Origin of the sequence: Galbitalea soli (assembly GCF_010686725.1) — a bacterium.
GTDB classification, from domain to species: domain Bacteria; phylum Actinomycetota; class Actinomycetes; order Actinomycetales; family Microbacteriaceae; genus Galbitalea; species Galbitalea soli.
In genome coordinates, this window is record NZ_JAAGWZ010000002.1 from 243,431 (window position 1) to 264,484 (window position 21,054).

Annotated in this window: 19 protein-coding genes; 9 read left to right on the plus strand and 10 right to left on the minus strand. The window is 68.5% G+C overall.

Features of this window, described 5'->3' with window-relative positions; translation table 11 throughout:
* Positions 1-19 precede the first annotated feature (19 nt).
* The 5 genes from G3T37_RS07225 to G3T37_RS07250 all read left to right on the plus strand — a co-directional run bounded on the left by G3T37_RS07225 (position 20) and on the right by G3T37_RS07250 (position 3,036).
* The gene (locus G3T37_RS07225; RefSeq protein WP_206673802.1) at positions 20-220 is read left to right on the plus strand and encodes a hypothetical protein; all 201 of its coding nucleotides are present in this window, start codon (positions 20-22) and stop codon (positions 218-220) included.
* A 43-nt stretch (positions 221-263) separates the two neighbouring features.
* Positions 264-566, plus strand: a complete 303-nt coding sequence (locus tag G3T37_RS07230; protein WP_163472830.1) for a hypothetical protein — start codon at positions 264-266, stop codon at positions 564-566.
* 480 nt (positions 567-1,046) lie between these two features.
* Positions 1,047-1,493, plus strand: coding sequence for an FAS1-like dehydratase domain-containing protein (locus G3T37_RS07240; protein WP_163472831.1), 447 nt, complete (start codon positions 1,047-1,049; stop codon positions 1,491-1,493).
* Positions 1,490-1,906, plus strand: a complete 417-nt coding sequence (locus G3T37_RS07245; protein ID WP_163472832.1) for a MaoC/PaaZ C-terminal domain-containing protein — start codon at positions 1,490-1,492, stop codon at positions 1,904-1,906. The genes G3T37_RS07240 and G3T37_RS07245 overlap by 4 nt, the downstream gene beginning before the upstream one ends.
* Positions 1,903-3,036 (plus strand): UDP-N-acetylmuramate dehydrogenase, encoded by a 1,134-nt coding sequence (locus G3T37_RS07250; RefSeq protein ID WP_163472833.1) that lies wholly within the window; start codon positions 1,903-1,905, stop codon positions 3,034-3,036. Before G3T37_RS07245 ends, G3T37_RS07250 begins: the two co-directional genes overlap by 4 nt.
* Before the next feature lie 39 nt (positions 3,037-3,075).
* Here the strand turns inward: G3T37_RS07250 and G3T37_RS07255 are convergent, their stop codons facing one another.
* The 3 genes from G3T37_RS07255 to G3T37_RS07265 all read right to left on the minus strand — a co-directional run bounded on the left by G3T37_RS07255 (position 3,076) and on the right by G3T37_RS07265 (position 6,065).
* On the minus strand, positions 3,076-4,596 hold the full coding sequence (locus tag G3T37_RS07255) for a DEAD/DEAH box helicase (RefSeq protein ID WP_163472834.1): 1,521 nt from the start codon (positions 4,594-4,596) through the stop codon (positions 3,076-3,078).
* 291 nt (positions 4,597-4,887) lie between these two features.
* Positions 4,888-5,517, minus strand: a complete 630-nt coding sequence (locus tag G3T37_RS07260; RefSeq protein WP_163472835.1) for a DUF1684 domain-containing protein — start codon at positions 5,515-5,517, stop codon at positions 4,888-4,890.
* Positions 5,518-5,573: 56 nt separating this feature from the next.
* Positions 5,574-6,065: a hypothetical protein gene (locus tag G3T37_RS07265; protein ID WP_163472836.1), complete on the minus strand. Its 492-nt coding sequence runs from the start codon at positions 6,063-6,065 to the stop codon at positions 5,574-5,576.
* A gap of 65 nt (positions 6,066-6,130) precedes the next feature.
* On the opposite strand from G3T37_RS07265, the gene G3T37_RS07270 reads away from it, so the two are divergent.
* Both G3T37_RS07270 and G3T37_RS07275 read left to right on the plus strand, forming a co-directional pair.
* On the plus strand, positions 6,131-6,835 hold the full coding sequence (locus G3T37_RS07270; protein ID WP_163472837.1) for a 2-phosphosulfolactate phosphatase: 705 nt from the start codon (positions 6,131-6,133) through the stop codon (positions 6,833-6,835).
* 138 nt (positions 6,836-6,973) lie between these two features.
* The gene (locus tag G3T37_RS07275) at positions 6,974-7,276 is read left to right on the plus strand and encodes a DUF427 domain-containing protein (protein ID WP_163472838.1); all 303 of its coding nucleotides are present in this window, start codon (positions 6,974-6,976) and stop codon (positions 7,274-7,276) included.
* Here the strand turns inward: G3T37_RS07275 and G3T37_RS07280 are convergent.
* The 3 genes from G3T37_RS07280 to G3T37_RS07290 form a co-directional block, all read right to left on the minus strand.
* The gene (locus G3T37_RS07280) at positions 7,273-7,761 is read right to left on the minus strand and encodes a SprT-like domain-containing protein (RefSeq protein ID WP_163472839.1); all 489 of its coding nucleotides are present in this window, start codon (positions 7,759-7,761) and stop codon (positions 7,273-7,275) included. The genes G3T37_RS07275 and G3T37_RS07280 overlap by 4 nt on opposite strands.
* Before the next feature lie 43 nt (positions 7,762-7,804).
* On the minus strand, positions 7,805-8,404 hold the full coding sequence (locus G3T37_RS07285; RefSeq protein WP_338401211.1) for a hypothetical protein: 600 nt from the start codon (positions 8,402-8,404) through the stop codon (positions 7,805-7,807).
* Positions 8,405-8,502: 98 nt separating this feature from the next.
* Positions 8,503-9,366 (minus strand): fused MFS/spermidine synthase, encoded by an 864-nt coding sequence (locus tag G3T37_RS07290; RefSeq protein WP_163472840.1) that lies wholly within the window; start codon positions 9,364-9,366, stop codon positions 8,503-8,505.
* Positions 9,367-9,645: 279 nt separating this feature from the next.
* Here G3T37_RS07290 and rpoB point away from each other — a divergent pair, with 279 nt between their 5' ends.
* Together rpoB and G3T37_RS07300 are read left to right on the plus strand one after the other, a co-directional pair.
* The gene (gene rpoB, locus G3T37_RS07295) at positions 9,646-13,170 is read left to right on the plus strand and encodes a DNA-directed RNA polymerase subunit beta (RefSeq protein ID WP_163472841.1); all 3,525 of its coding nucleotides are present in this window, start codon (positions 9,646-9,648) and stop codon (positions 13,168-13,170) included.
* A 47-nt stretch (positions 13,171-13,217) separates the two neighbouring features.
* Positions 13,218-17,099, plus strand: a complete 3,882-nt coding sequence (locus tag G3T37_RS07300; protein WP_163472842.1) for a DNA-directed RNA polymerase subunit beta' — start codon at positions 13,218-13,220, stop codon at positions 17,097-17,099.
* Between the two features lie 407 nt (positions 17,100-17,506).
* Here the strand turns inward: G3T37_RS07300 and G3T37_RS07305 are convergent, their stop codons facing one another.
* Genes G3T37_RS07305 through G3T37_RS07320 form a run of 4 tightly spaced genes read right to left on the minus strand, consistent with a single transcriptional unit; the run spans position 17,507 to position 20,679 of the window.
* Complete coding sequence (locus G3T37_RS07305; RefSeq protein ID WP_163472843.1) at positions 17,507-17,884, minus strand: flagellar assembly protein FliW; 378 nt, start codon at positions 17,882-17,884, stop codon at positions 17,507-17,509.
* A complete protein-coding gene (locus tag G3T37_RS07310; protein ID WP_163472844.1) occupies positions 17,881-18,765 on the minus strand; it encodes a flagellin N-terminal helical domain-containing protein in 885 nt (294 codons plus the stop codon). The genes G3T37_RS07305 and G3T37_RS07310 overlap by 4 nt, the downstream gene beginning before the upstream one ends.
* A gap of 2 nt (positions 18,766-18,767) precedes the next feature.
* Positions 18,768-20,192 carry a flagellar hook-associated protein FlgK gene (flgK, locus tag G3T37_RS07315; RefSeq protein WP_163472845.1) on the minus strand — a complete coding sequence of 475 codons (1,425 nt, stop codon included), beginning with the start codon at positions 20,190-20,192 and terminating at the stop codon, positions 18,768-18,770.
* A 1-nt stretch (position 20,193) separates the two neighbouring features.
* Positions 20,194-20,679 (minus strand): flagellar protein FlgN, encoded by a 486-nt coding sequence (locus tag G3T37_RS07320; RefSeq protein WP_163472846.1) that lies wholly within the window; start codon positions 20,677-20,679, stop codon positions 20,194-20,196.
* Between the last annotated feature and the right edge of the window lie 375 nt (positions 20,680-21,054).

Below are 21,054 nucleotides of genomic sequence, written 5' to 3' on the forward strand. Positions count from 1 at the left end.
GGGGGTACCGTGTCTGTTCATGATGACCCTGCGCGATGTCGGCACACGTCTCAATCACATCGAGGCGGTCGCGCGCCACCCGGCCGCGGCGCACGAGGCGAGTGACGAGTTGCTCGCAGAGGTGCTGATCGCCATCGCCGCGGGCGCAACGAATCCGGCGGAACTAGCGGCCGAGGCGCTCCAGGTGCTCGACATCGACTTTCCCCGCAGCTTCGGATAGATCGGCCGATTGCGCGTTCACCCGGATACGTCACAATGAGACCATGTCCAAGAAGATCGATTCCGCGCTGAAGGACCTGCTGAAGGCGCTCAAGAAGCACGGTGAAATCGTCGGTGACCGCCACGTGTCGCTCAAGCGCTCGCAGCGGGCCACCGTGAAGCTTCGGGCGGCGGCCACCGCGTACGCTGCCGCGGTGCACGCGAAGACGGGGCTCGAGAATCCGTTCAGCGATCTGCTCGATCCCACGCTCGACCACGAGACCATCGAGTCGCTCGCGGCGGAACGCGACAAGATCGCCCTGAGCCTCACCGGCCCGATCCCGCAGCAGCACTCGCAGGCGCTGTAGCCGCACTGCATCGCGGCCTCCCGGATGATCCCGCAGCAGCACTCGCAGGCGCTCTAGCCGCACTGCACCGCGGCCCCTCGGCCGCTCCCGCGCGCCCGTCGACGCGCGCTCCCGCCTGCCCGGATGTCGGTGGTCACCCCTACCCTGGAATTAATCGCGCGACACGCCGAACCACTACATCTAGTGGAATGACAACACTGTCATTCCGGTTATATAGTGAGAACTCACTTCGCAGACGCGAAGCGACAACAAGACTTGGGGAGGTTCCTATGGACAACGAGAACGACACGATCGGCGGCTACGCAGTTCCCGTCGACCCGATGGATCTTCTGCAGTGCGACAGCTGCCAGTAGGGCCTTTCCCCTACCGGCACCGCAACGCCTGAGGGCGCTGAGTTCCACCAGAGAATTCACCCGAACCCCGGCTGACTGAGACGTCAGCCGGGGTTTCGCCTTTTCCACCCCCAACTAAACTGGCCGGGTGCCAGTGAATCCCGACCTCCTCGAGCGAGTGTTTCCTCCGACCGCCCCCTATCTCGTCGGACGGGAGAAGGTGCGGGAGTTCGCCCGCGCCGTGCTCTCCACCAACCCGCTCAACCACGACGTCGACGCGGCCCGTGCGGCGGGCTACGCCGACGTGGTCGCCCCGCCCACCTTCCCCGTCGTGGTGCAGGAGTCGACCCTGGCCCAGCTGCTGGCCGAGCCGGACGGCGGCATCGACTTCTCGCACGTCGTGCACGGTGAGCAGCGCTTCAGTTACACGCGACCCATCGTGGCCGGCGACGAGCTGACCGCGACCCTCTCCGTCACGAGCGTCAAGTCGCTCGGGGGCAACAGCATGGTCACCGCCGAGTCGGCCATCGTCGACTCGTCCGGGGCGCACGTCGTCACCGCGGTCTCCACCCTCGTCGTGCGGGGTGACGCGTGACCGCCCTCAGCGAGTCCGTCGGCGACGTCGTCGCCGAGCGCGAGTACCACCTCAGCCGCGACACCCTCGTGCGCTACGCGGGTGCCTCCGGTGACTTCAACCCGATTCACTACCGCGACGACGTCGCGCTCAGCGTGGGCCTCGAGGGCGTACTCGCGCACGGCATGCTCACCATGGGCGTCGCGGTGCAGCCCGTGGTCGACTGGCTGGGCACCCGCGGAACAGTCGTCGACTACAGCGTGCGATTCACCCGGCCTGTGCTCGTGGACCCCGTGGACGGGGCGACCGTGACCGTCGTCGCGAAGCTCGCGGTGGTCGACGAGGAGGGCGCGCGCATCGACCTCACCGTCAGCGCCGCGGGAGCGACCGTGCTCGGCAAGGCCCAGGTGCGGGTGGCGCTGACCGCGCCATGAGACTCGCCGATCTGACCACCCTGCGCGTGGGCGGCGACGCGGACGTCGTCGTCGAGCCCGCGACCGAGGCCGAACTCGTCGAGGCGACGCGCGATGCGTGGGACTCCGGTGACGAGTGGCTGATCCTGGGCGGGGGATCGAACGTCGTCGTCGGCGACGAGGGGTTCGAGGGCACGGTCATCCACGTCGTCACCCGGGGAATCGAGCGGGTGCCCGCGGGAGAGGCGTCGCTGCGCCCCTCCGCCTACCTCGGCGAGCGCGGGGTGCGTCTGCGCGTGCAGGCGGGTGAGCCGTGGGATGACGTGGTCGCCCACGCGGTGGCGAACGGCTGGGCGGGCATCGAGGCGCTCTCGGGCATTCCGGGTTCGGCGGGAGCCGCGCCCATCCAGAACATCGGTGCATACGGCCAGGAGGTCGGCTCCTCCCTCGTCGCGATCGAGTTCCTCGACTATCTGAGCGGCGAGGTCGAGCGCATCCCGGCGCCGGCGCTGGGACTCGGCTATCGCAGCTCCGTGCTCAAGCAGGGCCGGCAGGGGCTCGTCGTGGCGATCGAGCTCGCGCTCAGCGACGACGCCGCGGGGCGTCGTGCGCTCAGTCACCCCATCGCCTACGCCCAGCTGGCGGCCGCGATGGGTGTGCGGTTGGGCGCCCGGGTGCCCGTCGACGAGCTGCGGCAGACCGTGCTCGAGCTGAGGGCGAGCAAGGGGATGATCTGGGACCAGTCCGACCCCGACTCCGTGAGCGCGGGGTCATTCTTCACCAACCCGATCGTGGGCGAGAACTTCGCGCGGACCCTGCCGCGCGAGGCGCCGCGGTGGCCGACGGCGCCCGACGAACCCGACATCGCGGTGCCCCTCGGACTCCCGGCGGCCGAACCGGCGGTGCGCTCCGACTACCGGGTCAAGCTCAGCGCCGCGTGGCTCATCGAGCACGCGGGCATCGGGCGCGGCTTCGCCCTGCCGGGATCGCGCGCGGCGATCTCGTCGAAGCACACCCTCGCGATCGTGAACCGGGGCGGTGCCACGGCCGAGGAGGTCGCGGAGCTCGCCCGCTACGTGCAGACGCGAGTGTTCTCGGAGTACGGGGTCCGGCTGCAGCCGGAACCCGTACTCGTCGGGGTGACGCTCTAAGTCAGCGGGTTCGCTGACGCCGGTGCGGGCGGACTGGGATCAGCGGCCGCGACGGCGTCCGCCGCCACCGCCCTGGCTCATACCGACCAGTCCACCGACGCGGAGGCCGCCGCTGCGACCCGCGCCCGTGCGGGCGGCGCCCTGCGAGGAGCCCTGGCCGGACCCCTGCGCGGGGCGGTCGGAGCGGGCGGGACGCTCGCCGCGCGGCTGGCCGTCGCGCGAACCGGCGGGCCGGGCATCCCGACCGCCGTCGCGTGCGCCACGACCGGCAGCGGTGCCGCCGTCGCGACTCGCGCGCTTGCGCTGTGCGTTCGCCCCCTGCGAGCGGCCGCCCTGCGACTGACCGCGCACGGGAGCGGCGGCACGGGGCACCGGGGTGACGTAGGCGGCGACCTCGCCGACGAGGGCCGTGACGGCCTCGGAACGGGCATCCACCCGCTGCGGGGTCACCGTGATGGCGGCCTTGCGGAGGAGAGCCGCGGTGTCCTTCTGCTGCGTGGGCAGCACGATCGTGACGACGTCGCCCTCCGAGCCGGCGCGGGCCGTGCGGCCCGAGCGGTGCAGGTACGCCTTGTGCTCGGCCGGCGGGTCGACGTGGATGACCAGCTCGACATTGTCGACGTGCACGCCGCGCGCCGCGACGTCGGTCGCGACCAGCACCTTGCTGTCGCCGGCGGAGAATGCCGCGAGATTGCGGTCGCGCTGCACCTGCGAGAGGTTGCCGTGCAGGTCGACGGCCGGGATTCCCGAGTCGGTGAGCTGCTTGGCGAGCTTCTTGGCGTGGTGCTTCGTGCGCATGAAGAGGATGCGGCGACCGGTGCCGGAGGCGAGCCGCTCGACGAGCAGACGCTTCGCCTCGACGCCCTCAACCTCGAACACGTGGTGGGTCATGGCGGCGACCGGCGAGTTGGCCTCGTCGACCGAGTGCAGCACCTCGTTGTGGAGGTACTTGCGCACGAGCTTGTCGACCCCGTTGTCGAGGGTCGCGCTGAAGAGCAGGCGCTGACCCGACTGCGGGGTCTTGTCCATGATGCGGGTGACGACGGGCAGGAAGCCGAGGTCGGCCATGTGGTCGGCCTCGTCGAGCACGCTGATCTCCACGGCGTCGAGCGAGACGAAGCCCTGCTTCATGAGGTCTTCGAGGCGGCCGGGGCAGGCGACGACGATGTCGACGCCGGCCTTCAGCGCGGCGACCTGGCGCTGCTGCGAGACGCCGCCGAAGATGGTCGTGATGCTGAGCTTCGCGGTCGCGGCCATCGGCTCGAGCGCGACGGAGATCTGGGTCGCGAGCTCGCGGGTCGGCGCGAGGATGAGCGCGAGCGGGCGTCCCGGCCGACGGTGGCCACCGGCGAGCGCACCGGTGAGCCGGGCGACGACGGGGATTCCGAAGGCGAGCGTCTTGCCCGACCCGGTCTTGCCGCGGCCGAGAACGTCGCGACCCTTCAGGGTGTCGGGCAGGGTGTCGACCTGGATGGGGAAGGGCTCGGTGATGCCGCTGGCGGCGAGGGCCGCGACGAGCGGGGCCGGGACGCCGAGGGCGGCGAAGGATGTTTCGGTCATGGTGGTGCCTTTCGGGCAGAGTGACGGGCGTGGTGCCGCGCATACCGTCGGAATGTTCCGGGCGGGGCTGATGCGGGGCGGTCATGAGTCGACCGCAGCAGTGCAGCGCGCGTTCGCCGGAGAAGTATCTACGAGCCCCCGAGAAATGAATCGGGAGCGAGAAGAGGAAGCGTTCAACGACGCAGGGAACCCAGTGTTCGGGCTCACAAGTACCGTCAGCCTAGCAGAGGCGCGCGATCAGTCCCCTCTGGCGACTGGTTCGCCCACCCGCGCGCCCTCGCAGACGGCCGTCTAGTGCCCTCCGGCGACCCCGTAGCGCTCCCCGACGGGGATCGGCACCGCCGTCGTGTTGCCGGGCTGCGCGAGCGGGCACGCCCACGCGGGGTCGTAGGCGCACGAGGGGTTGTAGGCGAAATTGAAGTCCAGGATGACGCTGCCGGGGCTGCGTCCCGGGCCGAGATCCGCACCCTTGATCGTGTCGATCAGGTAGCGCCCGCCCCCGTAGGTGCCGCCCGGCCGGCCGGCGAGCCCGTCCTTCACGGGGATGAACACGCCACCGCCGTACGACGCGAGCCGCCACACGTCGAGCGGTCCGACCCCCGGCACCCGGGCGATGCCCAGCAGCTCGAACGGCACGATTCCATCGGTGCCGGTCTCCACCTCCATGCGGCGGGGCTCGGCGGGCTCGACCATCACCTCGAAGCGCCACGCCGGGTCGTAGGGCTCCACGGGAAGCCCGGTGAATCCCGCGCGATCCGCCGGTAGCAGGGGAGTGGAGGGGTGCGTGGCGAGCAGCGCGTCGCGCTCGCGTCGCCACCGCTCGTGGGCGAGGGCGGGGTCGTCGCTCGCGCGGACCGCCGCGTACAGGGCGAAGACCCGGCGCCGCCAGTCGGCGACGTCGAGCGCGGCGAGGGTGGTCACGAGGCGGGGGCGGAGGTCATCCGGACCATCGCGGCGGGAGCGGTCATGCCTCGAGGCTACGCGCCGTCGGCCAGGCGTGCCCGGTGCCAGCCCGGCGCCAGTCGACGCATGCGCGCCGCGCGGTACTGCCAGAACAGCCAGTACAGCGGCCACGCGAGCGGCGTCAGCGGGCCCACCTCGAAGCGCAGGCGATCGCGGTAGAGGGTTCCGCCGCCCTCGCCCGGGGCGACCGTGAGGTCGTGCTGCCAGCGGGTGACGAGAGACAGCGGCCCGTTGAGGCCCCGCCCCGTGTCGCGCATCCCGCGAACGCCCCAGCGCCACTCGGGGTAGCTCACATCGATTGTCTGCTCCCCGATCGCGACCAGCCCGAGCGCCCGCACGGTGACGGGGTGCGGACCGACCGGCCACTGCGCGGGGAAGCCCTGGGGCTCGATCGCCTCGAACTGCAGGAGCGGGAAGCTCACGCGGTTGAGAACGCGGGGGCTCCGGATCGCCCACCAGGCGTCATCCGGTTCGCAGTCGAGCGCGAGTCTGAGCTTGATCTCCATCTGCCCAAGTGTGCTCCGATCGGCGGCCGATGTGATCCCCTGTGGAGAAAATGTAGCCTTGCACGGTGCACGATGCTCACCGCCAGACTCAGTACCAGGTCCGCTTCGACTGGGGAACCGAGGGGGTGGCGACCGTCGGCGACGACGCCGACGTCATCGTGATCGTCGACGTGCTCAGCTGGGGGACCACGGTCGAGCTGCTCGTCTCGGCCGGCGTCGACGTCGCGAGCGGCACCGTGGCCGGGGGTGCCGGCGAGCTGTTCCCCGACTCCCCGTCGGCGGTGACCCCGGAGGCGATCGCGGGGCGCCGCGCGGTCGTGGTGCCCGAGCCGGGCGGCGCGGGGATCTGCGCGGGGGTGGCCGGTCATCCGGCGCTCGTCGTCATCGGGGGGTTCCGCAATCGCAGCGCGGTGGCGCAGTGGGCGCTCGAGCAGCAGGGCCGCAAGAGCAAGCGGTTCACGATCGCGGTGATCGCCGCGGGGGAGCGCCGGGAGGACGGTTCGCTGCGGATGACCGTCGAAGACCTGCTCGGCGCGGGCGCCGTGATCGACGCGCTCGCGACCCTCGGCATCGACTACTGCTCGCCGGAGGCGGCCGCGGCCGTCGCCGCCTACACCGGCCTGCGTAACGCCACCGCCCACCTCCTCAATGCCTCGGCGAGCGGCCGACAGCTCGCGGAGGAGGGCCGTCGCGCCGACGTGAAGCTCGCGACCGCGACCGACGTCTCGACGACCGTGCCGGTGCTGAGGGAATTCCACTTCACCGCCTGACGTTGGCCTCCGTGCGGACGACGCGTCCGCGACATCGGGCCGCGGCCCGCACCACCGGGGTCTCCGCTCCGAACACCCGGTGCACCGCGCCCGCCTCACCGGGCGCACTCCGCCCGCGACACCGTTTGGGAGAACAACGTGAAGGCAGTTCTGGGTGACACCGTCATCGCCGAGGCATCGAAGGATGACCTGATCTCGATCGAGGGCAACTGGTACTTTCCGCCGTCGAGCGTGAAGGCCGGATTCCTCTCCGCCAGCCCCACCCCCTACACCTGCCCGTGGAAGGGCGAGTGCCAGTACTTCTCGGTGAGCGACGGCGACACCGTGCTACAGGACCGCGCGTGGAGCTACCCCACCCCGTACCCGAGCGGCATCGCCCGCGTGGGCAAGGACTTCAGCGACTACGTGGCGTTCTGGAAGGACGTCAAGGTCGTCGACTAGGACGCCCGGGCCGCGCGACGCACGGCGGGGTCGACCGTGCGGTGCGTCCAGTCGATGAGGTGCGCGGGATCGAAGCGACGCGAGCAGCGGGCACAGGCCAACGCTCGCGTCGGCTTCCGGTACCGGTAGAAGCGGTGGCCCGAGGGGCACACGCCCACCCACGGCGCGAGTTCATCGACCGGATCGCCGTCGTGCAGGCGGGCGCCGACGTACCCGATCTCGGCCCCGATGCGCTTCCATTTCGCTCCGTGGCCCGTGCGCGGGCCGGCGATCGCGTGAGCGACCTCGTGCAGCAGGATCTGGTGGATCTCGTCGTCGTCGTACTTGGCGGCCAGGTAGCGCGAGACCGAGATGCGATGGCGCGAGTAGTCGCACAACCCGGCGCGCGCCTTCGCGTTGTCGAAGCCGAAGGTCCACACGGCCGGGTCGAGATACAGCGCGATGAGGGCATCCGCCCACGTGCGCACCCGGTTCAGATCGGCCATGGATCGAGGCTAATCGCTGCCCGCTCGGAGAGTCCGGAGCGGCTCAGTCCATGTCGAGTTCGGCGGGCCTGCCCGCGGCCGCCTCGCTCTCCGCGGCGGCTCGGATCGACTCCGCCGTGGGCACCTCATCCGAGCCGTCGCGCATCGACTCGACGATCGCGATGGCGATCATGGAACTGTCGATCTGGTCGGCGGACGCCTTGATGCGGACGCGGATCGTCAGGGCGTCGCGGAAATCGCGGAGTGCGGCATCCAACTCGCCCAGATCGAAGTGGACCTTGCCGCGGTGCTGCAGCGCGAAGGCCTCGGCGTTCGCCCAATTGTGAGTGTGCGCTTCGTGCACGCAGTCGCTCAACTCGGCGAGCGCGGCGTCGAGTCTGCCCTGGAACTGCTGCACCTGAGCGCGTCGCACCCGCGCGAGGGCGAGCCGCTCGCGGTCGCCGCCGAACCGGGCCTGGCGCACCGCCTCATTGGCCACGTCCCAGGCCTCGTCGAGGCGGCCCGAGAGTCGCAGCAGACCGACCTTCTCGTTGAGCGCCGTCGAACTGCGCTGCACCCCGAGCTCGTCGAGGCGCTGATTCAGCGCGTCCTCGTCGACGATCTCGCGCAGCGTGACCGGGTCGTACCCGACGATGATTCCCACGGGGCCCCCATCCTTGCTCCTCCTCCATCTTTCATCACTTCGACGGATGCCGCGACCACCCCCGCGCGCGGCGACGCCGTGTCTGCGCCGCAGCGCCGTCAGTCGCGGCCGGGTCGCACCTGGAAGATGCTGCGCGCGGGCGGCGGGGACGGCGTCGCGTTCTGATCGCTCACGATGCCCGCCCCGGCGATCCAGTCGCGAAGTTCCTGTCCGTGCACGACCTTCGCGGGGTGGGGGCCGCCCGCGAGCAGTCGCGGCATCCAGTCGAGCGGAAGAGCGCGGCCCGCGCCGGCGAGCACGATGTTGCCGAACCGCCGACCCTTGAGGATCTGCGTCTCGGCGAGCGCGGCGACATCCTCCACCGCGGCGAGGAGGGTGGCGGCCTGACCGCGGGCGAAGTGCAGCCCGGGCCCGTCGGCGACGTTCACCACGATGACCCCGTCGGGGGCGAGCAGTTCGACCGCCTCGCGATAGAACTCCAGGCTCGTGACGTGCGCCGGCGTGCGCGCCCCGCTGAAGACGTCGACCACGAGGAGGTCGACCGAGCCGCGCAGCCCGGCCGGCAGCTTCGACAGCATGGCTCGCGCGTCTCCGTACCGCATCCGGATGGAGGCGCCGCGGGGGAGCGGGAGCTCGGCGCGGACGAAGTCGATGAGGTCGCTCTCCAGCTCGATGACCTGCTGACGCGACCCGGGCCGCGTCGCCTCGATGTAGCGGGGCAGCGTGAGGGCGCCGGCGCCGAGGTGCACGGCGGTGAGCGGTTCGCCGGGCATCCCCAGCTGGTCGATGACGTGGCCGATGCGCTGGATGTATTCGAAGAACAGCTGGGTCGGATCGTCCAGGTTGACGTGCGATTGCGGGGTGCCGTCGACGACCAGGGTGAAGGCGCCCGGCACCCAGCGATCGGGCTCGATGACGGCCGTGAATCCGCTGTTCTTGAGGGTGATGGAGGGGGCGTTCACCCCACGATCATCCCTCACAGCGCGGTGATCAGGATGCCCGTACCGTGACGAGGCGCGCGGTTATAGCCCAATTCGAGAAAACGGTCAAGGAATAACTTGCAGTGTCGCGAAGTTCAGGCCTATGATTGTTCTTTGCGCTCCCAGAAAACCTCACCCGTCATATTGTGGACGGCTGGCGCGCCCCGAGTATAGCGGCGGGGCATATCTCTTCAGAGATTCTGGTGGGTGAATCTCACTACCGACAGTTATGGCCCGACGGGGCCCACGGAGGTTATTTCCTTGGCTGCTGCGAAAAACGCAACCACCAACCAGTCCCCCAAGAACGGCCGCGCAGCATCGCGGCTCTCTTTCGCAAAGATCACCGACACTCTGACGGTTCCCGACCTGCTTGCACTGCAGACCGAGAGCTTCGACTGGTTGGTCGGCAATGATGTCTGGAAGCAGCGCGTCGCGGAGGGTGTGGCCCAGGGCCGCACCGACCTCCCGTCGCAGAGCGGCCTCGACGAGATCTTCGAGGAGATCTCGCCCATCGAGGACCTCGGCGAGACGATGCAGCTCTCCTTCACGGGGCCCGAGCTCGAAGAGCCCAAGTACTCGATCGACGAGTGCAAGGAGCGCGGCAAGACCTTTGCGGCGCCGCTCTACGTGAACGCCGAGTTCATGAACCACCTCACCGGTGAGATCAAGACCCAGACGGTCTTCATGGGCGACTTCCCGCTCATGACCGAGAAGGGCACCTTCATCATCAACGGCACCGAGCGCGTCGTCGTCTCGCAGCTGGTGCGGTCGCCCGGTGTCTACTTCGACCGCACGCCCGAGAAGCTGTCCGACAAGGACATCTACTCCGCTCGCATCATCCCCAGCCGCGGTGCCTGGCTCGAGTTCGAGATCGACAAGCGCGACCAGGTCGGCGTGCGCATCGACCGCAAGCGCAAGCAGTCGGTCACCGTCTTCCTGAAGGCGCTCGGCCTCACGAGCGAGCAGATCCTCGAGGAGTTCCAGGGCTTCCCGTCGATCGCGCTCACCCTCGAGAAGGACTCGATCCTCACGAAGGAAGAGGCCCTCAAAGACATCTACCGCAAGCTCCGTCCGGGCGAGCAGGTCGCCGCCGAGGCCGCCCGCGCGCTCCTCGACAACTTCTACTTCAACGGCAAGCGCTACGACCTCGCCAAGGTGGGTCGCTACAAGATCAACCGCAAGCTCGGCCTCGACGCGCCGCTGACCGACTCGGTGCTGTCCATCGAAGACATCATCGCGACCATCAAGTACCTCGTCGCGCTGCACGACTCGTCGTCCGACTACGTCACGCAGAACGAGGGCAGCTTCCCGACCATCAAGGGAACGCGCGACGGCAAGGCGGTGGATGTCCGGCTCGACGTCGACGACATCGACCACTTCGGCAACCGCCGCATCCGCGCCGTCGGCGAACTGATCCAGAACCAGGTCCGCACCGGTCTCTCCCGCATGGAGCGCGTCGTCCGCGAGCGTATGACCACGCAGGACATCGAGGCGATCACCCCGCAGACCCTGATCAACGTGCGCCCCGTCGTCGCCGCGATCAAGGAGTTCTTCGGCACCTCGCAGCTGTCGCAGTTCATGGACCAGAACAACCCGCTCGCGGGTCTGACGCACAAGCGCCGTCTCTCGGCGCTCGGCCCCGGCGGCCTGTCGCGTGAGCGTGCCGGCGTCGAGGTTCGTGACGTGCACCCCTCGCACTACGGCCGCATGTGCCCGATCGAGACCCCGGAAGGCCCGAACATCGGTCTGATCGGCTCGCTCGCCTCCTTCGCGCGCATCAACGCCTTCGGGTTCATCGAGACCCCGTACCGTCGCGTCGTGAACGGCAAGGTCACCGACCAGATCGACTACCTCACCGCGAGCGAGGAGGACGACTTCATCGTCGCTCAGGCCAACGCTCCGCTGAAGGCCGATCAGCACTTCGCCGACGCTCGCGTGCTCGCCCGGAAGAAGGGCGGCGAGGTCGACCTCATCTCGGTCGACGACATCGGCTACATGGATGTCTCGCCGCGCCAGATGGTGTCGGTCGCGACCTCGCTCATCCCGTTCCTCGAGCACGACGACGCCAACCGCGCCCTCATGGGTGCGAACATGCAGCGTCAGGCGGTGCCGCTGCTGCGCAGCGAGAGCCCGCTCGTCGGTACCGGCATGGAGGGGTTCGCGGCCATCGACGCCGGCGACGTGGTCACGGCAGACAAGGCGGGTGTCGTGTCGGAGGTCTCCGCCGACGTCGTCACCATCCAGCTCGACGAGGGCGGCACGCAGGACTACTACCTGCGCAAGTTCGACCGCTCCAACCAGGGCACCAGCTACAACAACCGCGTCATCGTGAGCGCGGGTGAGCGCATCGAGGCCGGTCAGGTCCTCGCTGACGGCCCCGCCACCGAGAACGGCGAGCTCGCGCTCGGCAAGAACCTCCTCGTGGCGTTCATGCCGTGGGAGGGCCACAACTTCGAGGACGCGATCATCCTGAGCCAGAACCTGGTGAAGGACGACGTGCTGTCGAGCATCCACATCGAGGAATACGAGGTGGATGCCCGCGACACGAAGCTCGGCAAGGAGGAGATCACCCGCGATCTGCCGAACGTCAGCCCGGAGCTCCTGGCCGACCTCGACGAGCGCGGCATCATCCGCATCGGTGCCGAGGTTCGCCCCGGCGACATCCTCGTCGGGAAGGTCACGCCGAAGGGCGAGACCGAGCTCTCGGCCGAGGAGCGCCTGCTGCGCGCGATCTTCAACGAGAAGAGCCGTGAGGTTCGCGACACCTCGCTGAAGGTTCCGCACGGTGAGGCCGGCACGATCATCGCCGTCAAGGAGTTCAACGCCGACAACGACGACGAGCTCGGCTCGGGCGTCAACCAGCGCGTCGTGGTCTACATCGCCCAGAAGCGCAAGATCACCGAGGGCGACAAGCTCGCCGGCCGCCACGGCAACAAGGGCGTCATCTCGAAGATCCTGCCGGTGGAGGACATGCCGTTCCTCGCCGATGGGACCCCGGTCGACATCATCCTGAACCCGCTCGGAATCCCCGGCCGCATGAACTTCGGCCAGGTGCTCGAGACCCACCTCGGTTGGGTCGCGAAGCAGGGCTGGGACGTGAAGGGCAACCCGAAGTGGGCCGGCCGGCTCCCCGCGGAGGCGCACAGCGCCGCCCCGGGCACGAAGGTCGCCACGCCGGTGTTCGACGGTGCGCTGGAGGAGGAGATCGCGGGTCTGCTCGACTCCACGACCCCGACTCGTGACGGCGACCGCCTGATCGACTCCTCGGGCAAGACGCGTCTGTTCGACGGCCGCTCCGGCGAGCCGTTCCCGGACCCGATCTCGGTCGGCTACATGTACATCCTGAAGCTGCACCACCTCGTCGACGACAAGATCCACGCGCGCTCCACGGGCCCGTACTCGATGATCACCCAGCAGCCGCTCGGTGGTAAGGCGCAGTTCGGTGGCCAGCGCTTCGGCGAGATGGAGGTCTGGGCTCTCGAGGCCTATGGCGCCGCCTACGCCCTGCAGGAGCTGCTGACGATCAAGTCCGACGACATCCTCGGCCGCGTGAAGGTCTACGAGGCGATCGTCAAGGGCGAGAACATCCAGGAGCCCGGCATCCCCGAGAGCTTCAAGGTCCTGATCAAGGAGATGCAGTCGCTGTGTCTGAACGTCGAGGTGCTCTCGGCGGACGGCACCGCGGTCAACCTGCGTGACACGGATGACGAGGTCTTCCGTGCAGCGGAAGAGCTCGGCATCAACATCTCCACCCGGTTCGAGTCCTCGTCCATCGACGAGATCTAGTCCCGGTTCAGAACAGACTTTTCGTTTTCCAAGGAGAGAAGAAAACAGTGCTCGACGTTCACGCGTTTGACGAAATCAAGATCGGCCTCGCGACGGCCGACGACATCCGTCGTTGGTCGCACGGCGAGGTCAAGAAGCCCGAGACCATCAACTACCGCACGCTCAAGCCCGAGAAGGACGGCCTCTTCGGAGAGCAGATCTTCGGGCCGTCCCGCGACTGGGAGTGCTCGTGCGGCAAGTACAAGCGAGTCCGCTTCAAGGGCATCGTGTGCGAGCGCTGCGGCGTGGAGGTCACCAAGTCCTCCGTGCGCCGCGAGCGCATGGGTCACATCGAGCTGGCCGCCCCGGTCACGCACATCTGGTACTTCAAGGGTGTGCCCAGCCGCCTCGGGTACCTGCTCGACATGGCGCCGAAGGACCTCGAGAAGGTCATCTACTTCGCCGCGTACATGATCATCTCGGTCGACGAGGAGGGTCGTCACGCTGACATGCCCGGCCTCGAGAACGAGCTCCGCCTCGAGATCAAGACGCTCGAGGGCCAGCGCGACTCCCGCATCGCCGACCGCCTCGGCCGTCTCGAAGAGGACCTCGCGGCCCTCGAGGCCGAGGGCGCGAAGAGCGACCAGAAGCGCCGCACCAAGGACGGCGCCGAGAAGGAGATGGGCCAGATCCGCAAGTCGTACGACGAGCAGATCGCCCAGCTCGAGCGGGTCTGGGAGGACTTCCGCAGCCTGAAGGTCGGCGACCTCAAGCCTGAGGATGCCGTCTTCCACGACCTCCAGGACCGTTTCGGCGTGTACTTCGAGGCCTACATGGGCGCCGAGGCCATCCAGAAGCGCCTCCAGGCCTTCGACCTGGCCGCCGAGAGCGAGCTCCTGCACGACCAGATCGCCAACGGCAAGGGCCAGAAGAAGATCCGCGCGATCAAGCGACTGCGCGTCGTCAACTCCTTCCTGCAGACCGGCAACTCGCCGGCCGCGATGGTGCTCGAGGTCGTCCCGGTAATCCCGCCGGAGCTGCGCCCGATGGTGCAGCTCGACGGTGGCCGCTTCGCGACCTCCGACCTGAACGACCTCTACCGCCGCGTCATCAACCGCAACAACCGCCTGCGTCGCCTGCTCGATCTCGGTGCCCCCGAGATCATCGTGAACAACGAGAAGCGCATGCTGCAGGAGGCCGTCGACGCGCTGTTCGACAACGGTCGTCGCGGTCGTCCCGTCACGGGCACCGGCAACCGCGCCCTCAAGTCCCTGAGCGACATGCTCAAGGGAAAGCAGGGTCGCTTCCGTCAGAACCTGCTCGGAAAGCGCGTCGACTACTCCGGCCGTTCCGTCATCATCGTGGGCCCGCAGCTCAAGCTCCACCAGTGCGGTCTGCCCAAGCAGATGGCCCTCGAGCTGTTCAAGCCGTTCGTGATCAAGCGCCTCATCGACCTCAGCCACGCTCAGAACATCAAGAGCGCCAAGCGCATGGTGGAGCGGTCGCGGCCGCAGGTGTGGGATGTGCTCGAGGAGATCATCCGTGAGCGCCCCGTTCTGCTGAACCGCGCACCCACCCTGCACCGACTCGGCATCCAGGCCTTCGAGCCCCAGCTGGTCGAGGGCAAAGCGATTCAGCTGCACCCGCTCGTGTGTGCCGCCTTCAACGCGGACTTCGACGGCGACCAGATGGCCGTGCACCTGCCGCTCTCGGTCGAGGCGCAGGCCGAGGCGCGCATCCTGATGCTCGCGTCGAACAACATCCTGAAGCCGTCGGACGGCCGCCCGGTGACCCTGCCCACCCAGGACATGATCATCGGTCTGCACCACCTGACCACCCTCAAGGAGGGTGCGACCGGTGAGGGCCGCGCGTTCTCGACGGTGTCCGAGGCGATCCTGGCGTTCGACCAGCACTCGCTCGACCTCAACGCGAAGGTGCGCATCCGCCTCAGCGGGCTGCACTTCGCCGAGGGCGACGCGCCGGAGGGCTTCGTGCCCGGTGAGACGTTCCTGCTCAGCACCACGCTGGGTCGCGCGCTCTTCAACGAGACGCTGCCCGTCGACTACCCGTACATCGAGGCCGTCGCCGACAAGGGCCGCCTGTCGGCCATCGTCAACGACCTGGCCGAGCGGTACCCGAAGGTGGAGGTCGCCGCGGCACTCGACCGGATCAAGGACGCCGGTTTCCACTGGGCGACCCGCTCCGGCGTGACCGTCGCGCTGTCCGACATCCTGACCCCGCCGAACAAGCGCGAGATCATCACGGGCTACGAGAAGCAGGCCGCCAAGGTTCAGGACCAGTTCGACAAGGGTCTGACCACCGAGGCCGAGCGTCGCCAGGAGCTCATCGAGATCTGGAACCGCGCGACCGCCGAGGTGGCCAAGGCCATGGAGGACAACCTTCCGGAGTCGAACAACATCAACCGCATGGTGTCGTCGGGCGCCCGCGGTAACTGGATGCAGGTTCGGCAGATCGCCGGTATGCGTGGTCTCGTGTCGAACCCGAAGGGTGAGATCATCCCTCGCCCGATCGTCAACAGCTACCGCGAGGGTCTCTCCGTGGCCGAGTACTTCATCTCGACCCACGGTGCCCGCAAGGGACTGGCCGACACCGCGCTGCGCACCGCCGACTCGGGTTACCTGACCCGTCGTCTGGTGGATGTCTCGCAGGACGTCATCATCCGTGAGGACGACTGCGGCACCAGCAAGGGCCTCGACATGCCGATCGCGACGCAGGACGCGGCGGGCAACTGGGTGCGCGACGTCAACGTCGAGAACTCGGTGTACGCGCGCAGCCTCGCTGCCGACGCCGTCGACCCCAAGGGCAAGGTGATCGCCGAGGCCGGTGACGACGTCGGTGACGTGCTCATCGACAAGCTCATCGCCGCCGGTGTGAACAACATCAAGGTGCGCTCGGTGCTGACCTGCGAGTCCGCCGTCGGTGTGTGCGCGGTCTGCTACGGCCGTTCGCTCGCGACGGGCAAGCTCGTCGACATCGGCGAGGCCGTCGGCATCATCGCGGCCCAGTCGATCGGTGAGCCCGGAACCCAGCTGACGATGCGTACCTTCCACACCGGTGGTGTCGCATCCGCGGATGACATCACCCAGGGTCTGCCCCGCGTGACCGAGCTGTTCGAGGCGCGCACCCCCAAGGGTGCCTCCCCGATCGCCGAGGCCGCCGGACGCATCACCATCGAGGACACGGATCGCAGCCGCAAGCTCATCCTCACCCCCGACAACGGTGACGAGCCCATCGCCTACCCGGTGCTCAAGCGCGCGACCCTCCTCATCGAGGACGGCCAGCACGTCGACCTCGGCCAGCAGCTGCACGTCGGAAACCTCGACCCGAAGGAAGTTCTTCGCGTCAAGGGCGTCCGCGCGGTGCAGCAGCACCTGGTCGACGGCGTGCAGGGCGTGTACCGCTCGCAGGGTGTGCCGATCCACGACAAGCACATCGAGGTCATCGTCAGGCAGATGCTCCGCAAGGTGACCGTCGTCGATCACGGTGACACCGACCTGCTGCCGGGTGAGGTCATCGACCGTCTCCGCTACAACGAGATCAACCGCGCCTCGCTCACCGAGGGCAAGAAGACGGCATCGGCTCGCCAGGAGGTCATGGGTATCACCAAGGCGTCGCTCGCGACCGAGTCGTGGCTGTCGGCCGCGTCGTTCCAGGAGACCACGCGTGTTCTCACGCAGGCCGCCATGGAGGGCAAGTCCGACCCGCTGATGGGTCTCAAGGAGAACGTCATCATCGGAAAGCTCATCCCCGCCGGCACCGGCCTCGCGAAGTACCGCGACGTCAGCGTCGAGGCGACGGAGGAGGCGAAGGCGGAGCGCTACCCGAACCGCATCTTCACCGATGAGTCCGTGTTCAACGAGTCCGACCTGAGCTTTGTCGACTTCGACAGCTTCTCGTCTGACGACTACACGCCCGGCACCTACAACTAGGCTCACCCGCTCCACGAAAGCCCCCGCACCTCACGGTGCGGGGGCTTTCTGCGCGTGGCGACCCCTCGTCCGCGAGTTGGCACTTTCTGTGCAACTTGTGGCGCTCGGGCGTCATTTTCGCCGACTCATGCGCCGCCTCCCACCGAGTTGCACAATTTTGTCGAGCAAGACGAGGGTGCTGGCGAACGGGGCGGCTCTGACGCCCCGCGAGCGCAGCGGGCTGGGGTGCGCCCGCCCCACGCGAGCATCACGCCGCAGCGGGAAGGCGGTCGGGGCGTCGTCGCCCCGCCAGTTGGCACTTCTTGGGCAAGGTGCTGGGGGCGAGGGCGCGAGTTGTCGATTGCGAGCTCGAGCCACACGAAGTTGGCACTTTTTGTGCAACTCGGGGGAGTGGGGCGGCCCGCCGCTCAGACGGGGAGCAGCTCCGCGCGCAGCGGCCAGCGGTCGTCGTCGAGGATGACCTGCGCGGCGGCGCCGGTCTCCCGGTTGACGAGCATCGGGGCCATGAGGTTCACGATCGGCGCGCCATCGGAGAGGGTCGTGACGACGAGGACGTCGGTGTGCTCCTGGTCGGCCGCGCCGACCGAGGAGAAGGCGTCACTGCCGAAGTGCGGCTCGTACCACGGCAGGTAGACGGGCGCGTCGACCACGAACAGTCGGATCTCGGGGTGCTCCGAGGAGCTGAGCGTGTGCAGGCCCGGTGCGCCCTCCACGTCATCCAGCGTGAAGTCGACGAGCGGGGCGAGTCCGGGAGGGGACTCGACGAAGACGACCGCGGTGCTCACTGGAGGAACGACATCAGGCTGGGCTGCAGCGCACGGGCGGTGACAGCGAGGGCGGACTGGTAGTTGGTCTCTTGCGTCTTGAGGTCGATGACGACTTTGCTCAGGTCGACGTCTTCGACGCTCGAGCGCGTGCTCTCGAGTGAATCGGATTCCGACACGAGGTTCGCCTTTGCTGTCGTGAGTTGGTTGTACTTCGCCCCCACGATGGATCGCTGGTTGGTGACCGCATCGAGTCGGCTGGCGATGGCGTCGAGCTGGCTGCTCACGTCGGTCCCCGACCGGAGGTTACTGGAAATGGTATCGAGTAGAGCGAACGCCGAGGTGGATCCGGTTCCGAAGACCGCCGAGCCGTCGGCATCCACGGTGACCGTGGTGGTGGCGCTGATGCGGCGCTGCACGCCCTGGGCGGATGACCCGGTGAAGCTGTAGTCCGGATTGAAGGCGACCCCCGCATCCGAGTTGCCCGCGTACACGGTGCGTCCCAGGTAGGTGGTGTTGGCCTCGCCCATGAGCTCCTGCTTGATGCTGTCGATCTCGGTCGCGATGGCGTCGCGGGCCGACTGGTCCATCGCGCCGCTGTTCGACCCCTGCACGGTGAGCGACTGCACGCGCCGCAGCAGCCCCGAGACGGAGCCGAGCGAGTTGTCGAGGGTGGCGAGCCAGGCGCTGCCGTCGTTGACGTTCGCGGTGTACTGGTCGTTCGCGCGCTGCTGCGCCCGCACGGCGAGCGACGCGGCCATCGCTGCGGGGTCGTCGGAGGGCTTGCTGATGGTCTTCTGGCTCGTACCCTGCTGCTGGATGCGGTTCAGGTCGAGGAGCCCGAGCTGGAGGTTCCTCTGTGAGGACCCCATCATCATCTGGCTGGTCAGGCGGCTGAGCATGCCTATCTCCCCACGAGTCCGGTTTTGTTGATCAGGGTGTCGAGCATGTCGTCGACGGTGGTCATGACGCGGGCCGCGGCCTGATAAGCGTGCTGGAACATCAGCATGTTGGTGGTCTCCTCATCGGTGTTCACCGACTCCTCCGACTGCTGGTTGGTGACGGCGTTCGCGGATGCAGCTGCCGTGATGGTCGCCTGCTGAGTGGCGGCACGGCTCGCGTTTCCGATCCGCACCACGAAGGTCGACCACACGCTGTCGGGGCCGGTCGTGGAGGTGGCGAGCTGCGAGAGCCGGTCGGCGATGTCGCCGGAGAGGGTGCCCGCGCCGGGCGTGGAGACGGCGACCCCGGAGGCGTCGGTCGGGATGACCGTGAGCCCCAGCGCGGGCGGCAGCCCGGCCGTCACTCCGAAGAAGTCGAGGCCCGTCGCACCCGTCGTGCTGGCGCCCGTGCTGTGGATCGCGTTGACGCTGGTCGCGATCGAGGTCGCGAGCGCGTTGTAGGAGGCGGCGGCCTCGGCGATGGCTCCGCCCGTTCCGGTCGCGTTCGCGGCCTGCAGGCTGCCGAGGTTCGCGGTGAGCGAGCCGCTCGTGAGCGCGATCGCCTGACCCGGCTTGTCGGTGAACTCGAGCTGGACGGGCGCGGTGGCGGCTCCGTCGAGGGAGACGGCGCCGGTGGCGACCACGGTGCGGGCGCTCTGGCCCGAGACCAGGGCGTTGCCGCCGACGACGAAGTCGATCATCCCGTCGCCGCGGTCGCGCGCGGTGCCGCCGGTCTGCGCCGCGAGTTTGGTCACGAGCAGGTCGCGCTGGTCGGTGAGGTCGTTGGCGGTGCCGCCGGCGGCCTGCGTCTGCCGGATCTGGTCGTTGAGCGCGGCGAGCGACTGGGCCTCCTGGTTCACGTCGGCGACCGTGGAGTTCACCGCGGTGCGCAGCGCGCTCCACTGCTGGGTGACGGCCGTGTAGCCGTCGGCGACCTGCTGGATGACCTGCCCCGCGGTCTGCAGAACGACGCTCGTCGCCGCCGCATCCCCCGGCCGGTTCGAGAGGTTCTGCCACGACGTCCAGAAGGCTTGCAGGCTGGTGGAGATGCCCGTGTCGCTGGGTTCGCCGAGCGAGGCCTCGATGCCGTCCATCGTGCTCGACTGCGCCGACCAGTACCCGTTCGCGGCACCGGTGGTGCGCACCTGTCCGTCGAGGAGGGCGTTGGCGAGGCGCGCGATGCCGTCGACCGAGACGCCCTGCCCCGCGGTGGGACCGCCGGCGATGATCGGGGCGCCGTTCGCGGCGATGATCGCCGAGGTGGTGACGCGCTGGCGCACGTATCCCTCGGTGTTCGCGTTCGTGATGTTCTGGCCGATGACATTCAGCTGCTGCTGGGCGGCGTTCAGGCCGGTGTAGGCGCTCGTGAGCCCGCTGAACGTACTCATGTCACATCCTGCCGTCGAACAGCTGGGCGGGCGGCGGCGCCGACTCGGTGCCGCCGCGCGAGTCGTAGGTGGCGCCGTCGAGCGACATGTTGGCGAGCGTCTCCTGGGTCGCGCGGGTGGCCGCACGGAGGAACTGCACATTGGAGTCGCGGAGGTCGGCGATCTGCGCGGTGAGCTCGGTGAGCGCCTTGAGGTGCGCGGTGAAGTTGTCGCGCCAGGCGTCGGTGGGCGCCGCGGCGATGATCGCGCGCAGGGTGGCGTCGTCGCCTGTACCCCACTCGGCGGCGAGCGAGGAGACCTCGATGGCCCGCTCGAGTCCGCTCTGACGGAGGCGCTCGAGCACCTGCTCCACTTCACGGGTCGCGAACGGCAGCCAGCGCGATTTTCCGGCCGTGAGCAGCAATTGCTCTTCGTCGAGCTTGAACATCAGCAGCTCGAGAAGCTCCCGCTCACGCCACAGCAGCGTCGACAGTTCTTGTGCGCCCATGACTTCCGTAACTCCCTGCCGGGAACGGATCTCGTCCCCCGATGAGCCCATTGATCCACAGCGGTGGATGAGCCACAAGGGACTGTCGGCATTCGACGCACGACCGTTAGCGTGGCGGCCGCCTTTTTTCGGCGCGGAATCCGTTGCACCGCGGAACATATCACGGTGAATGGGGGTGTACAAACCATTCCACGCAACCAGAAGTGGGGGCTTTCCCACCCCCACGGCTCTCCCCAAAGATGGCACTAACGCAAACGCGAGAAGCGGAGCGCGGGAACCTGAGACTCCCGCGAACCGGATCACACGCACGCGCCACCCCCGCTTACCCCGGGGGGACCTCCCGCCGACGGTGACGTCGACCTCGTCGTGACCGTG